This is a genomic window from Actinomadura sp. DC4, assembly GCF_030406325.1.
Lineage (GTDB): Bacteria > Actinomycetota > Actinomycetes > Streptosporangiales > Streptosporangiaceae > Actinoallomurus.
The window spans coordinates 42,601-55,344 of sequence record NZ_JAUEQY010000025.1 but is presented as its reverse complement, the minus strand read 5'-3'; the positions used below and the strand labels follow the sequence as shown (position 1 = coordinate 55,344).

The 12,744-nt window shown below is 72.7% G+C and carries 12 protein-coding genes; 11 read left to right on the top strand and 1 reads right to left on the bottom strand.

Translation table 11 applies throughout. From position 1 onward, the window contains the following. Nucleotides 1-94 precede the first annotated feature (94 nt). The 6 genes from QWU11_RS33525 to QWU11_RS33500 all read left to right on the top strand — a co-directional run bounded on the left by QWU11_RS33525 (nucleotide 95) and on the right by QWU11_RS33500 (nucleotide 4,988). Entirely contained in the window at nucleotides 95-1,306 is a 1,212-nt protein-coding gene (locus QWU11_RS33525) for an amino acid ABC transporter substrate-binding protein (protein WP_290118506.1), read from the top strand. Continuing rightward, entirely contained in the window at nucleotides 1,303-2,190 is an 888-nt protein-coding gene (locus QWU11_RS33520) for a branched-chain amino acid ABC transporter permease (RefSeq protein ID WP_290118505.1), read from the top strand. Before QWU11_RS33525 ends, QWU11_RS33520 begins: the two co-directional genes overlap by 4 nt. Before the next feature lie 2 nt (nucleotides 2,191-2,192). After that, complete coding sequence (locus QWU11_RS33515; RefSeq protein WP_290118504.1) at nucleotides 2,193-3,182, top strand: branched-chain amino acid ABC transporter permease; 990 nt, start codon at nucleotides 2,193-2,195, stop codon at nucleotides 3,180-3,182. Then, nucleotides 3,179-3,934, top strand: a complete 756-nt coding sequence (locus tag QWU11_RS33510; protein WP_290118503.1) for an ATP-binding cassette domain-containing protein — start codon at nucleotides 3,179-3,181, stop codon at nucleotides 3,932-3,934. The genes QWU11_RS33515 and QWU11_RS33510 overlap by 4 nt, the downstream gene beginning before the upstream one ends. Continuing rightward, a complete protein-coding gene (locus QWU11_RS33505; RefSeq protein ID WP_354670925.1) occupies nucleotides 3,931-4,647 on the top strand; it encodes an ABC transporter ATP-binding protein in 717 nt (238 codons plus the stop codon). The genes QWU11_RS33510 and QWU11_RS33505 overlap by 4 nt, the downstream gene beginning before the upstream one ends. A gap of 206 nt (nucleotides 4,648-4,853) precedes the next feature. Next, on the top strand, nucleotides 4,854-4,988 hold the full coding sequence (locus tag QWU11_RS33500; protein ID WP_290118502.1) for a hypothetical protein: 135 nt from the start codon (nucleotides 4,854-4,856) through the stop codon (nucleotides 4,986-4,988). Nucleotides 4,989-4,994: 6 nt separating this feature from the next. Here QWU11_RS33500 and QWU11_RS33495 read toward each other — a convergent pair whose 3' ends face one another. Beyond that, the gene (locus tag QWU11_RS33495; protein WP_290118501.1) at nucleotides 4,995-6,371 is read right to left on the bottom strand and encodes a GAF domain-containing protein; all 1,377 of its coding nucleotides are present in this window, start codon (nucleotides 6,369-6,371) and stop codon (nucleotides 4,995-4,997) included. A 417-nt stretch (nucleotides 6,372-6,788) separates the two neighbouring features. Between QWU11_RS33495 and QWU11_RS33490 the strand changes: the two genes are divergently transcribed. From QWU11_RS33490 to QWU11_RS33470, 5 genes are all read left to right on the top strand, one after another. Then, complete coding sequence (locus tag QWU11_RS33490; RefSeq protein ID WP_290118500.1) at nucleotides 6,789-7,388, top strand: LmbU family transcriptional regulator; 600 nt, start codon at nucleotides 6,789-6,791, stop codon at nucleotides 7,386-7,388. 82 nt (nucleotides 7,389-7,470) lie between these two features. Then, the gene (gene dapD / locus QWU11_RS33485) at nucleotides 7,471-8,442 is read left to right on the top strand and encodes a 2,3,4,5-tetrahydropyridine-2,6-dicarboxylate N-succinyltransferase (RefSeq protein WP_290118499.1); all 972 of its coding nucleotides are present in this window, start codon (nucleotides 7,471-7,473) and stop codon (nucleotides 8,440-8,442) included. Between the two features lie 88 nt (nucleotides 8,443-8,530). Further along, the gene (locus QWU11_RS33480; RefSeq protein WP_290118498.1) at nucleotides 8,531-9,742 is read left to right on the top strand and encodes a sensor histidine kinase; all 1,212 of its coding nucleotides are present in this window, start codon (nucleotides 8,531-8,533) and stop codon (nucleotides 9,740-9,742) included. Continuing rightward, complete coding sequence (locus tag QWU11_RS33475) at nucleotides 9,739-10,419, top strand: response regulator transcription factor (protein ID WP_290118497.1); 681 nt, start codon at nucleotides 9,739-9,741, stop codon at nucleotides 10,417-10,419. The genes QWU11_RS33480 and QWU11_RS33475 overlap by 4 nt, the downstream gene beginning before the upstream one ends. Before the next feature lie 114 nt (nucleotides 10,420-10,533). Continuing rightward, nucleotides 10,534-12,717 carry an MMPL family transporter gene (locus QWU11_RS33470; protein ID WP_290118496.1) on the top strand — a complete coding sequence of 728 codons (2,184 nt, stop codon included), beginning with the start codon at nucleotides 10,534-10,536 and terminating at the stop codon, nucleotides 12,715-12,717. Nucleotides 12,718-12,744: the final 27 nt, after the last annotated feature.

Below are 12,744 nucleotides of genomic sequence, written 5' to 3'. Positions count from 1 at the left end.
CCGGCGCCCGCGGGGTTGGCGCCTCCGATTCGGGGCGGATGGCGGCCCGGCCTGGAACGAGGAGAGCGGGCGTATCGAGATGCATGCCAAGCGGATGACGGCGCTGGCCGCGGCGGCGGCGCTGACGGTGGCCGGGTGCGGTTCGAAGGGCGAGCGCGAGGCGAGCGACGGCGGCGACACGCTGAGGTTCGGCGCCTCGATGTCGCTGACCGGGTCGCTGGCCCGCGAGGGCGGGCTGACCAAGGAGGGGTACCAGCTCTGCCAGCAGGCGGTGAACGCCAAGGGCGGGGTCCAGGTCGGCGGCAAGCGCCTCAAGCTCGCCGTCCAGTACCAGGACGACACCTCCAAGCCCGACACCGCCGCCCAGCTGGTCGACCAGTTCAACGACAAGGGCGTGAAGCTGATCCTCGGCCCGTACGGCTCGGCCACCACCGAGGCCGCCGCGGCCGTCATCGAGCGCAACGGGCAGGTGATGGCCGACAGCTCCGGCGCCGACGACAAGATCTTCCAAAAGGGGTACAAGCGGACCTTCGCCGCCCTGTCCCCGGCCCGCTTCTACGCGGCGTCCATGATCCAGGCGATCGCCGAGCTGGCCGACCCGAAGCCGAGCACGGTGGCGTTCCTGTCCGCCGACGACGGGTTCTCCAAGACGGTGGCCGAGGCCGGCTCGGCCGAGGCGCGCCGGCTCGGGTTCAAGGTCGTGGCCACCGAGTACTTCCCCAACGGCACCTCGGACGTCTCCTCCGCCCTCACCAAGGTCAAGTCGCTGAAGCCCGAAGTGATCGTCGGGTCGGTGCACGTCGTCGAGGGCATCGCGATCATCAAGCAGGCCAAGGAGCTCGGCGTCCGGCCCGCCGGCGGCTTCGCCGAGACCGTCGCCCCGCCGACGCCCGACTTCGCCACGTCGCTCGGGACCGACGCCGAGGGCGTGCTCGGCTCCACGCAGTGGACGGACAAGACAGTCGGCAAGGACAAGTGGATCGGCACGGCCGCCGACTACAAGGCGCTGTTCGGCGCCGCGTTCGGCGGACGCGCGCCGGAGTACCACGGCGCGGAGGCGACCGCGGCCTGCCTCGCGCTGGTCGACGCGGTGGAGAAGGCCGGGAGCACGAACGCGGACAAGGTACGGGACGCGCTCGCCACCCTCGACGAGCAGACGTTCTTCGGGCCGCTGAAGTTCACCGCCCAGGGCCAGAACCTGACCAAGACGATGCAGGTCATCCAGGTGCAGAACGGCAAGCCGGTCGCCGTGTGGCCCAAGGACATCGCCGAGGCCAAACTGGTCTGGCCGGGCACCGGGAAATGAGCCAGCTCCTTCAGGCGACCGTCTACGGACTGCTGCAGGGCGGCCTGCTGGCGCTGATCGCGGTCGGCTTCTCGCTCGTCTGGGGCGTGATGAACGTCATCAACCTGGCGCACGGGTCGTTCGTCCTCATCGGCGCGTACCTCGCCTTCGAGCTGCACCGGCGGCTCGGCCTGGACCCCTTCGCCGCGATGGTCCCGGTGGCCGTCGCGCTGTTCGCCGCCGGCTACGTCGTGCAGCGCGGGCTGATCAACCTCGTGGTCAAGGCGCCCATCTTCATCACGCTGCTGCTGACCTTCGGGCTGGACCTGCTGCTGGTCAACGGCCTGATCCTGGTCTACTCCGGCGACTACCGTTCCGTCCCGACCGGCTACGCCGGCGACAGCCTCCCGCTGTTCGCCGGCGTGCGGGTGCCGGTCGGCCGGCTGCTGGCGGCGATCGTCGCGCTGGCCCTCACGCTCGCGCTCGTCGCGGTGATGCGCCACACCCGTACCGGCCTGGCGATCCTTGCCACCGGCATGGACCGCGGCGCGGCACGGCTGATGGGCATCCGGGCGCGGCACGTGTACGCGCTGACCTTCGGCATCGCCGCCGCCCTCGCCGGGGTGGCGGGCTCGGCGGTCGCCACGGTCGGCACGTTCAGCCCCGCCGACGCCGGGCGCTTCACGCTGTTCAGCTTCGTGGCGGCCGTGCTCGGCGGCCTCGGCAACATGTACGGCGCGCTGCTGGGCGGCCTCGTGCTCGGCCTGGTCGAGGGGTGGGGCGGGCAGTTGCTGCCCGGCACCCTGGTCAACGCCGTCGCGTTCGCGGTGCTCGTCGTCGTCTTGGCCGTACGCCCGCAGGGCATCGCCGGGCGGGCGTTCTACTCGGCGCGGGTGGAGGTGTGACGGTGACACCTCGTCCTACAGCTTGGCTGCCGTGGGCGGCAGGGCTCGCGGCCGCCCTGGCCTGCCTGGGCCTGCAGAGCCAGCTCTACACGGGCCAGGAGCGTACGGTCACGACGGTCTTCATGTTCGTCACGCTCGCGGTCTCGTGGAACCTCATCGGCGGCTACACCGGATACGCGTGCTTCGGGCAGGTGGGCTTCTTCGGCCTCGGCGCGTACACGACGGTCGTCCTCGTCGTCCACGGCGGCCTGTCGTTCTGGCTCGCGCTGCCGGCGGCGGCCGTTGTCGCGGCGGCGTTCGCCGCGCTGATCGGGCTCCCGCTGCTGCGGCTCAAGGGGCACTATTTCGCGGTCGCGACGCTCGGCGTCGCCGAGGGACTGCGCGAGCTGGTGACCAACGTGCCGCGCTGGACCGGCGGGGGAGCGGGCGTCACGATCCCCTCGACCGGCGACCGCGCGCCGACCCTGTGGCTCGGCAACGACGGTTTCTACCTCCTCTTCCTCGCCCTGGCCGTGGTGTCGGCGGTGGTCGTCGCGCTGATCGCGCGGAGCCGCACCGGGTACGCGCTGCGCGCCATCAACCAGGACGAGGACGCCGCCGCGGCGATGGGCGTCAACACCACCTGGGTGAAGACGGTCGCGTTCGGCGTCTCGGCCGCGCTCACCGGCGCGGCCGGGGCGGCGTACGCGTTCCAGCAGGTCACCATCTATCCCGAGCGCCTGTTCGACGTGAACATCACGGTGCTGATGGTCGTGATGGTGGTGATCGGCGGAGCGGGCACGATCAGCGGGCCGATCCTCGGCGCCGCGGCCATCGCCATCGTGTCGGAATACCTGCGGCAGCACTTCACCGAGGTCCACACCCTCACGCTCGGCGTGCTGATCATCGTGGCGGTGATCCTCCTGCCCCAGGGAGTGGTCAACTTCGTCCGGGACGCCGTGCGGACCCGGGACTTCTTCCTCCTCGCCAACGTCCGGAGGTACCGGCTGTGAACTCCGACGTGCCCATCCTGAGGACGAAGGGGCTCGGGCGCCGCTTCGGCGGCCTGGTCGCCCTGGCCGGCGTCGACCTGACCCTGCCCGCGGGCCGTACGCTCGGCGTGATCGGCCCCAACGGCGCGGGCAAGAGCACACTGGTCAACCTCATCAGCGGCCACCTCAAGCCGAGCACCGGGTCCGTCGTGATCGACGGCATGGACCTGACCGGGGCGCGGCCGTGGCGGATCGCGCATGCGGGCGTGGGCCGTACGTTCCAGATCGTCAAGCCGTTCCGCGGGCTCACCGTCGCCGACAACGTGGCGGTGGCCGCGATGTTCGGGCCCGCCGCCGTACGGTCGCCGGCGCGCGCCCGCCGGGAAGCGGCGGAGGTGCTGGACCGGGTCGGGCTCGGCGGCAAGGACGCGCTGTCGCCGGCCGAACTCTCGGTCGCCGACGCGCGCCGCCTCGAACTCGCCAAGGCGCTGGCGCTGCGCCCGCGCCTGCTCCTGCTCGACGAGGTGCTCGCCGGACTGCGCCCGGCCGAGATCGACCCCGCGCTGCGGCTCATCGACGAGCTGAAGAACGACGGGCTGACGCTGCTGATCATCGAGCACGTCGTACGGGCCATCTCCGCGATCTCGGACGAGATCCTCGTCCTGCACCACGGCCGCGTCCTGACCCAGGGCCCGCCGGAGCGGGTGCTGAGCGACGAGCGGGTCATCGAGGCCTACCTCGGCCGCCGCTACACCAGGAAGAACCGCTCATGATGCTCTCGGTCGAGGGGCTCACCGCCGGGTACGGGCGGGTACGGGTGCTGCACGAGGTCGCGCTCACGGTCGACGCGGCGGAGATCGTCGCGCTCGTCGGCCCCAACGGCGCCGGCAAGTCCACGCTGCTGCGGGCGGTCACCGCGATGATCCCCGACCGGGCCGGCTCGGTGACCGTGGACGGCCGCGAACTGATCGGCGCGAGCGTCGAGGCGATCGCCGCCGCGGGGGTCGCGCACGTGCCCGAGGGCCGCCGGCTGTTCCCCGGCCTGACCGTACGGGACAACCTGCGCCTGGGCGGGTGGCTCGGCCGCAACAAGGACCTCACCGGCGTACTGGACCTGTTCCCGGCGCTGGCCGGGCGGCTCGACCAGGTCGCCGGGAACCTGTCCGGCGGGGAACAGCAGATGTGCGCCATCGCGCGGGCACTGATGGGCCGGCCGCGGCTGTTGCTCATCGACGAGCTGTCCCTGGGCCTGGCGCCGGTCATCGTGGACGAGATCCTGGTGCGGCTGACCGGCATCGCCGAGAGCGGCACGGGCGTCCTGCTGGTCGAACAGGACGCGGGCGCGGCACTGGAGATCGCCCACCGCGGCTACGTCCTCGAACTGGGCCAGATCGTCCTCGCGGGCACCGCCACCGAACTCACCGCCGACCCGCGCATGCGCGTGGCCTACCTCGGCGCCGAGTGGGAGCCGGAACCCGGCACCTGAGGCGGGGAGCGTGGTTCGATCGTCTCGTGTCCGGCCTGGGCTCAGGGGCGAGGCCGGTCGGCTGACCGAGGAGGAGGCCGCCGAGAGCCGGGAGCGGTTCCTGCTCACCGCCTGTCTCGGCGAAGCGTCGAACACGTGCCGGAGCCGTCGATCCGTGAGGCGCGGACCGGAGACGCTACCTCCTGTGCACGGACGGGCTCTCGGTCGTGGACGCGCGGGGCGTCCGCGGCAGGCTCAGCACCGTCGAGGACCCCGCGCGCGCCGCCGCGCTGCTCGTGGAGAGGGCCGACGATGCCGGGGGACCCGACAACGTCACCTGTGTGGTCGTGGACGTGCGGTGAGCGGCGCTACTCATGGAGGCGGTCCAGGGACCGGATGACGCTCGCGTCGGAGCGGCCGTGGCGGGTGTTGAGCCAGCGGAGCAGGCTGTCGACGTCGCCCGCGGCCAGCAGGCGGGCACGGAGGCGTTCGTGGAGGCGGTCGCGGAGCATGGTCACGCCCGGGGCCGCCGACTTCGGCAGGAGCGGGCCGGGATAGCGGTCGAGGAGAGCGGACGGGGAGCCCGCGACGACGTCGGCGCCCAGGTCGAGGAAGTCCGCGGCGACCTCGCCCGTGAGCCGGTACGGCTCGGACGCCAGCCGGTGGCCCAGGATCGAGCGGAGCCGGGTGAGCTCGGCCCGTAGCGTCACCGCCTTGCCCGCCGGCCCGTACACCTCGCGCCGGAGCTCGTCGGCGGTCAGGCCGCCCGGGTTGGCGAGCAGCACGGTGACCAGCTCGCCGTGGCGCCCGCCGAGCTCGTGCGTCATGCCCGCGACCCGCAGCCGGGCCCGGTCGCGGCCGAGCGCCTCCACCGACAGGACCTGATCGGCGCTCGCGGCCTGGCCGACGAGGAGGAACGGGCCGGTCGGGGCGAGGCGTTCGACGATCACGGACTGGCCCGTCGGGAGGACGACCGGCCCGTCGTCGAGCGCGCCCGGCACGCGCGGGGGGAGCCAGCCCTGCGGGGCCGAGTGCACGACGAGCCCCTCCGCGGTGACGAGGGCGCTGTGCGTGCCGGACCGGCGGGAGAGACGCTCGCCGTACCGCGCGTGGATGCGGGCCTGCTGCTGGAGGGCGACCGTGCGCAGCTCGGCCTCGGCGAGCTTGGCCGCGGTCGCCATCAGGGACAGCACCACCGCGTCGGACTGCCGCGTCGCGTGCGTGAGGTCGATGGTCCCGAGCGGCGCCCCGGTCATCGGGTCGCGGATCGGCGCGGCCGTGCAGGTGTAGGAGGTGACGGCGGACAGGTAGTGCTCGGCGCCCTGCACCTGGAACGGGCGGCGCAGCGCCAGCGCGGTGCCGACGCCACTCGTGCCGGCGGCCTCCTCGCTCCACCGCGCGCCCAGGACGAGGTTCACCCGCTCGGCCCGGCGCAGGTCGGCCTTTGACCCGTCCATCCACAGGAGGCGGCCGTCGGCGTCGCTCGCGAAGATCAGGTTGCCCGGCTCGGAGGTCACCGAGCGCATGGTGTCGCACAGCAGCGGCCAGACGCGTACCAGCGGATGCTCCCGGCGCAGGTCGCCGACCCGGTCCTCCTGGAGCTCGATCGGCGGCAGGTGCCGGTCGGGCCGGATGCCGTGGCGCCGCGAACGCTGCCATGAGTCCCGGATGGTCTCGCGCACACCGCGGGCGTCGCCCCCGGCCAGGGCGATCTCACGGTTCCGGGCCATCGATGTGCCGTCCATCCGGGTCAAGTTAGAAGCCCGTTCGGTGCGCTGCAACTCTCATGCAACGCCTGACAGGACTTGGAACGGTGCAGACGCGAGGACCAGAATCCCTACTTGAGGATCATGGAGGAGGGGGCGTGGCGCACTTCGGAACGCGATCTCGGAGAGGACGCCCGAAGGGTTCGGTCCCCACGCGGGACGGCGGCGCTCCTCGGCGACCGGGTCCTCACTCCGTGATCGTTCGGCTCGCCGGCCGGGATGCGGCCGGCGCAGGGGGCTCCGCTGTTTCACGTGCTGAACAGGGATGACACACCGTCGCCCGCGGCCCGCACCGGCCGCCGCGACCGAGGGCGGGCACGAGCGATGCCACGCTCACCGGTCCGGGCGCGTCCGTACATCTGTCGCGCGTGATCAGTTACGAGAAGGAAGATGGCGATGACAGTTGCTGCGAACACTGACAAGCGGCTCTCGCTGGACAAGCGTGCCTTGACCCGGCGGACGAGTCTGACCCTTCCCGACGCGATGCCGCTGGACTCGTGGGTGAGCGTCGGTCAGGAGATCGCGGTCATCTCCGACGCGTCCGCGTGGTGGCTGGCCGACTGGCTGATCTACGGGCGGGAGGCCTACCCCGATCGCTATCGGCACGCGGTCGACCGGACGGGCCTGTCGTACCAGACGCTGCGGAACTACGCCTGGATCGCCCGCGCGTTCCCGATGTCCCGTCGACGGGACAGGCTGAGCATGCAGCACCACGCCGAGGTCGTCACGCTGGTCGACGACGAACAGGACGAGTGGCTCGACCGCGCCGAACACCACGGCTGGTCGGTCACCGAGCTCCGGCGGCAGCTCAAGGGCGGCCGTACGTCGCCCCGCGGCCGGGGGTCGACGTTCGTGCTGAGGATGAACATCGACCAGGAGCGGCAGCGGCGGTGGGAACAGGCGGCGGAGAGGGCCGGCGCCGACCTGGCCTTCTGGGTGTCCAAGGCCCTGGACCAAGCCGCCATCGCCGTGCTGCGGAACGAGAGCCGCGCCTGAGATCCGCCGTTACGAGAGTGGAGTGACCCACATGGTGGGACGGTGACGTCGGGCGTCGCCCGGCGTCGCTACTGTTTACGGTGTGACTGAGACTGGATTCGCCGCCTCCGGGGCGGTCGGGGAGGGCATCGCCACCGTCGCCGACGACGGGACGGTGCTCGACACCTGGTTTCCCGCCCCCAGACTGGACACGACCACCGAGAGCGGGTCGCGGCGCCTGCCCGCGGACGAGGCCGCCGCGGTGCTCGGCGAGCACATGACGTACGGCAGGGACGAGCTCCGCGGCGTGGAGACCGCCCCGGTCCGGGTGGACATCGCCCGTCTCGGCGACCCGCCGGCCGACGCCCACGACGTCTACCTGCGCCTGCACCTGCTGTCGCACCGGCTGGTCCGCCCGCACGGCGTCAACCTGGACGGCATCTTCGGACTGCTGGCCAACGTCGTGTGGACCAGTGCCGGGCCGTGCGCGGTGGAGGGCTTCGAGCAGGTACGCATGCGGCTGCGCGCCCGCGGCCCGGTCACCGTGGACGGCGTGGACAAGTTCCCCCGGATGACCGACTACGTCCTGCCGTCCGGAGTGCGCGTCGCCGACGCCTCACGGGTCCGGCTCGGCGCGCACCTGGCACCGGGCACCACGGTCATGCACGAGGGCTTCGTCAACTACAACGCCGGCACGCTCGGCCCCTCCATGGTCGAGGGCCGGATCTCCGCCGGCGTGGTGGTGGGCGCCAACTCCGACGTCGGCGGCGGCGCGTCGATCATGGGCACGCTGTCCGGCGGCGGCACGCGGGTCATCTCGATCGGCGAGCGCTGCCTGCTCGGCGCGAACTCCGGCGTCGGCATCTGCCTCGGCGACGACTGCGTGGTCGAGGCCGGGCTGTACGTCACCGCGGGCACCAAGGTCGTGCTCCCCGGCTCGGACGTGGTCAAGGCCGCGGAGCTGTCCGGGCAGCCGGGGCTGCTGCTGCGCCGCAACTCGCTGACCGGCGCGGTGGAGGCGGTCCCGCGCGTCGGCGTCGGGATCGAGCTCAACAGCGTCCTGCACGCCAACTGACGCGAGAGGCGGCTACTGCGAGCGCAGTAGCCGCACTCTCCTCCCTGGGGAGAACGGCGCGGCGCCCGGCGGCGCCTACGGTGATGAGGTGAGCCGGCTGAGCGAGGTGAGGCGGGCCGTCCGGCGCCATACGCTCGCCGCCGACGGTGTCCTCGCCGTCGGCCTGTTCGCCATGGCGCTCGCGGCCCCGAAGGTGTCGGGCGGATACGGCGTCGGGCCCCTGGACGAACCGGCGATCGCGGTCGGGGCGCTGACCGCGGGCGCGCTCGTCCTCCGGCGGCGGTGGCCGCGCGCGGTCCTGGCGTTCACGACGGCCGGGACGGCCCTCTACCTCGCGATCGGCGGCGGCAAGAGCCCGCTGCTGTTCGTCAGCATGGCCGCCGTCTACACCGTCGTGCTCGGGTGCTCCCGGCGGGCCGGTGTGGCGGTCACCTGCGCCACGGCGGCGATCCTGGCCGCCGCCGGGGTGGCGTTCGGCGGCCGCTCCCTGCTCGACAACGTGATCCTGACCGTCATCGCCGAGACGGCGCTGGCGGCGGTGGCGGGCGAGGTGGTGCGCGGCAAGCGCAGCAACGTCGCGGCGATCAGGGAGCGCGCGCACCGCGCCGAGCGCACCCGCGAGGAGGAGGCCGCCCGTCGCGTCATGGAAGAACGCCTGCGCATCGCGCGGGAGCTGCACGACGTGCTCGCCCACCACATCGCGCTGATCAACGTGCAGGCGGGCGTCGCGGCGCACGTCATGGAGACCGAGCCGGTCCAGGCGCGGGAGGCGCTGGCCCACATCCGGCGGGCGGGCCGGTCGGCGCTGGACGAGCTGCGGACCACCGTCGGCCTCCTACGCCAGCCGGACACCCGGCCGCCGGACGCCGGCTGGGCGCCCGAACCGATGCCGGGACTCGACCGGCTCCCGCAGCTCATCGCCGCCCTCACCGCCACCGGCCTGACGATCGAGCAGCAGGTCGAGGGCGAGCCGCGTGAGCTGCCCGCCACCGTCGACCTCGCCGGATACCGCATCGTCCAGGAGGCCCTGACCAACGTGCGCAAGCACGCGCCCGGCGCCGGCGCCGTCGTACGCCTCACGTACCTGCCCAGCGAGCTCCGCGTCAGGGTGACCGACACCGGGACGAACGCCCCGCCGCGAGCGGACGGGACCGGGCACGGCCTGCTCGGGATGCGCGAGCGCGCGCTGTCGCTCGGCGGCAGCTTCAGTGCGGACGCCGAGCCCGGTGGCGGGTTCCGCGTCACCGCCGCGCTGCCCTCGCCGGCCGTCGCGTCCCCGCTCACGCTGGACCCCGCGTGACGGTCCGGGTGGCGCTGGCCGACGACCAGTCCCTCGTACGCGCGGGCTTCCGCGTCCTCGTGAACTCCGCCCCCGACCTCGAGGTGGTCGGGGAGGCCGCGAACGGCCAGGAGATCGTGGCGCTGACCCGGGAGACGAAACCGGACGTCGTGCTGATGGACGTCCGGATGCCGGACATGGACGGGCTGGCCGCCACCCGGCAGATCACCGCCGACGAGACCCTGGCCGCCGTACGCGTGCTGGTGCTGACGACGTTCGAGATCGATGAGTACGTCTTCGCCGCGCTCCGGGCCGGCGCCAGCGGGTTCCTGGGCAAGGGCGTCGAGGCCGAGGAGCTCCAGGAGGCCATCCGGGTGATCGCGCGCGGCGAGGCGCTGCTGTCCCCGGTCGCGACGCGCGGGCTCATCGCCCGTTTCCTCAGCGGCACCCTCGAGATGACCGACCACGCCGACGAACGGCTGGCCGCGCTGACCGACCGCGAGCGCGACGTGATGATCATGGTGGCCGCCGGGCGGACGAACGACGAGATCGCCGAGCGGCTGCGGATCAGCCCCTTCACCGCCAAGACGCACGTCAACCGGGCCATGACGAAGGTGGGCGCGCACGACCGGGCGCAGCTCGTGATCATGGCGTACGAGACCGGGCTCGTGCGCCCCGCCGGGCACTCCGCGCAGTAGACCGGCCCGCGACTACTGCGGGCGCGGTAGCCGCAAGACCCTACGCGAGGCGGACGGCCGCGCCCCCGGGGGCCGCCATCATTTCTGTCCTAACCGACCTGTGGGGGTTTCATCTTGTCCGCGCTCGCCCGCTGGTGCTATCGGCACCGGCTCATCGTCGTACTGCTGTGGCTGGTCGCCGTCGGCGGACTGGGCGTCGTCTCGAAGGCCGTCGGCTCGGCCTACAGCGACAACTTCTCCCTGCCCGGCACCGAGTCCACCACGGCCCTGCACCTCCTGCAGAAGTCCCTGCCGGCCCAGGGCGGTGACAGCGCCACGGTGGTGTGGCGGACGAGCCGGGGCACCGTACGGGACCCCGCCGTGCGGCAGCGGATGGCACCCGTCCTGGACAAGATCGCCAAGTCGCCGTCGGTCACCGGGGTGACCAGCCCGTACGACCCGGCGGGCGCCCGGCAGATCAGCGAGGACGGCCGTACCGCCTACGCCCAGATCTCCTTCGGCGAGCTGGCGAACAAGCTGCCGAAGGCCGACGTGCAGCGGGTGGTCGACACCGCCGAGCAGGCGCGTACGCCCGGGCTGCGGGTCGAGCTCGGCGGCAACCCGATCAGCGGCGCCGAACGCGTCCCGCCCTCCAGCAGTGAGGCGATCGGCGTGCTGGCCGCCGCCATCGTGCTGTTCCTCGCGTTCGGCTCGCTGTTCGCGATGCTGCTGCCGATCGTGACCGCGATCGCCGGCGTCGGCGGTGGGCTCATCTCGGTGGGCCTGCTCACGCACGTGCTGGACATCGGCCAGATCGGCCCGATCCTGGGCGCCCTGATCGGCCTGGGCGTCGGCATCGACTACGCCCTGTTCATCGTCACGCGGCACCGCAGCGGCCTGCGGGCGGGGCTGACCGTCGAGGAGTCGGTGGTCAAGGCGGTCGACACGTCCGGGCGGGCCGTGCTGTTCGCCGGCGGCACCGTCGTGATCGCCCTGCTCGGCATGTTCGTGCTCGGCATGACCTTCCTGAACGGCATGGCCATCGCGTCCGCCACCACGGTCATCGCCACCGTCCTCGCCGCGATCACACTGCTGCCGGCCATGCTCGGCATCCTCGGGATGCGGACGCTGAGCCGCCGCGAACGCCGCCGGCTGGCCTCCGGCACGGCGAACGACGGCACTGTGTGGCAGCGCTGGGCGGGCGTGGTCGAGCGCCGGCCCGGCCTGCTGTCCGCCGTCGCGGTCGTGCTCATCGGAGTGCTGACGCTGCCGGTGGCCTCGCTCCGCCTCGGTTCCTCCGACGCGGGCAACAACCCGTCCTCGACCACCACCCGGCAGGCGTACGACATGCTCGCCACCGGGTTCGGCCCCGGCTTCAACGGCCCGCTCCAGCTCGTCGCCGAGACGCCGGCCGCGGCGGACCAGCAGGCGTTCGGCCGCCTGGCCGATCAGGTACGGCGGGTCAGGGGGGTGGCGGGCGCCGCGGCGATGCCGATGCCGGCCGGCTCCAGGCTCGGCATCATCCAGGTGATCCCGACCACGTCGCCGCAGTCGGAGCAGACCTCCGACCTGATCGACCGGCTGCGCCGCGACGTCGTGCCCCCGGCGGAACGCGGGACGACGATGAGGGTGTACGTCGGCGGGCAGACCGCGATCTTCGACGACTTCGCCGTCGTGCTGACCGGCAAGCTGCCGCTGTTCCTCGGCGTGATCATCGGGCTGGGCTTCATCCTGCTGCTGATCGCGTTCCGCAGCCTGCTGGTCCCGGCCGTCGCGGCGGTGATGAACATCCTGGCCGCGGGCGCGTCCTTCGGCGTGATCGTGGCGTTCTTCGAGTGGGGCTGGGGCTCGGACCCCCTCGGAGTGGGCGCCGCCGGGCCGGTCGAGGCCTTCCTGCCCGTGATCATGCTCTCCATCCTGTTCGGGCTGTCGATGGACTACCAGGTGTTCCTGGTCAGCCGGATGCACGAGGAATGGGTGCACAGCGGGGACAACGCGCGGGCGGTCAACGTCGGCCAGGCGCAGACGGGCCGGGTCATCACGGCCGCCGCCACCATCATGATCGCCGTGTTCGTGGCGTTCGTCTTCGGCGGCCAGCGGGTGATCGCTGAGTTCGGCATCGGCCTGTCGGCCGCCGTCGCCCTGGACGCGTTCGTCCTCCGGACCGTCCTGGTGCCCGCGGTGATGCACCTGTTCGGCCCGGCCAACTGGTGGCTGCCCACGTGGCTGGACCGCGTCCTCCCGCACCTGTCCGTCGAACCGGCCGACGAGCCGGCGGCCCCGGGCGCCGAACCTCAGCTTCAGCCGAACCACACCTGAGCCGTACGGCCGGTGAGCCATCCCCCC

Excerpts from the sequence above, each read along its gene's own strand:
- QWU11_RS33525 (WP_290118506.1), top strand. The coding sequence starts at position 95 with ATGACGGCGCTGGCCGCGGCGGCGGCGCTGACGGTGGCCGGGTGCGGT.
- QWU11_RS33505 (WP_354670925.1), top strand. The coding sequence starts at position 3,931 with ATGATGCTCTCGGTCGAGGGGCTCACCGCCGGGTACGGGCGGGTACGG.
- QWU11_RS33495 (WP_290118501.1), bottom strand. The coding sequence starts at position 6,371 with ATGGACGGCACATCGATGGCCCGGAACCGTGAGATCGCCCTGGCCGGG.
- QWU11_RS33490 (WP_290118500.1), top strand. The coding sequence starts at position 6,789 with ATGACAGTTGCTGCGAACACTGACAAGCGGCTCTCGCTGGACAAGCGT.
- QWU11_RS33520 (WP_290118505.1), top strand. The coding sequence starts at position 1,303 with ATGAGCCAGCTCCTTCAGGCGACCGTCTACGGACTGCTGCAGGGCGGC.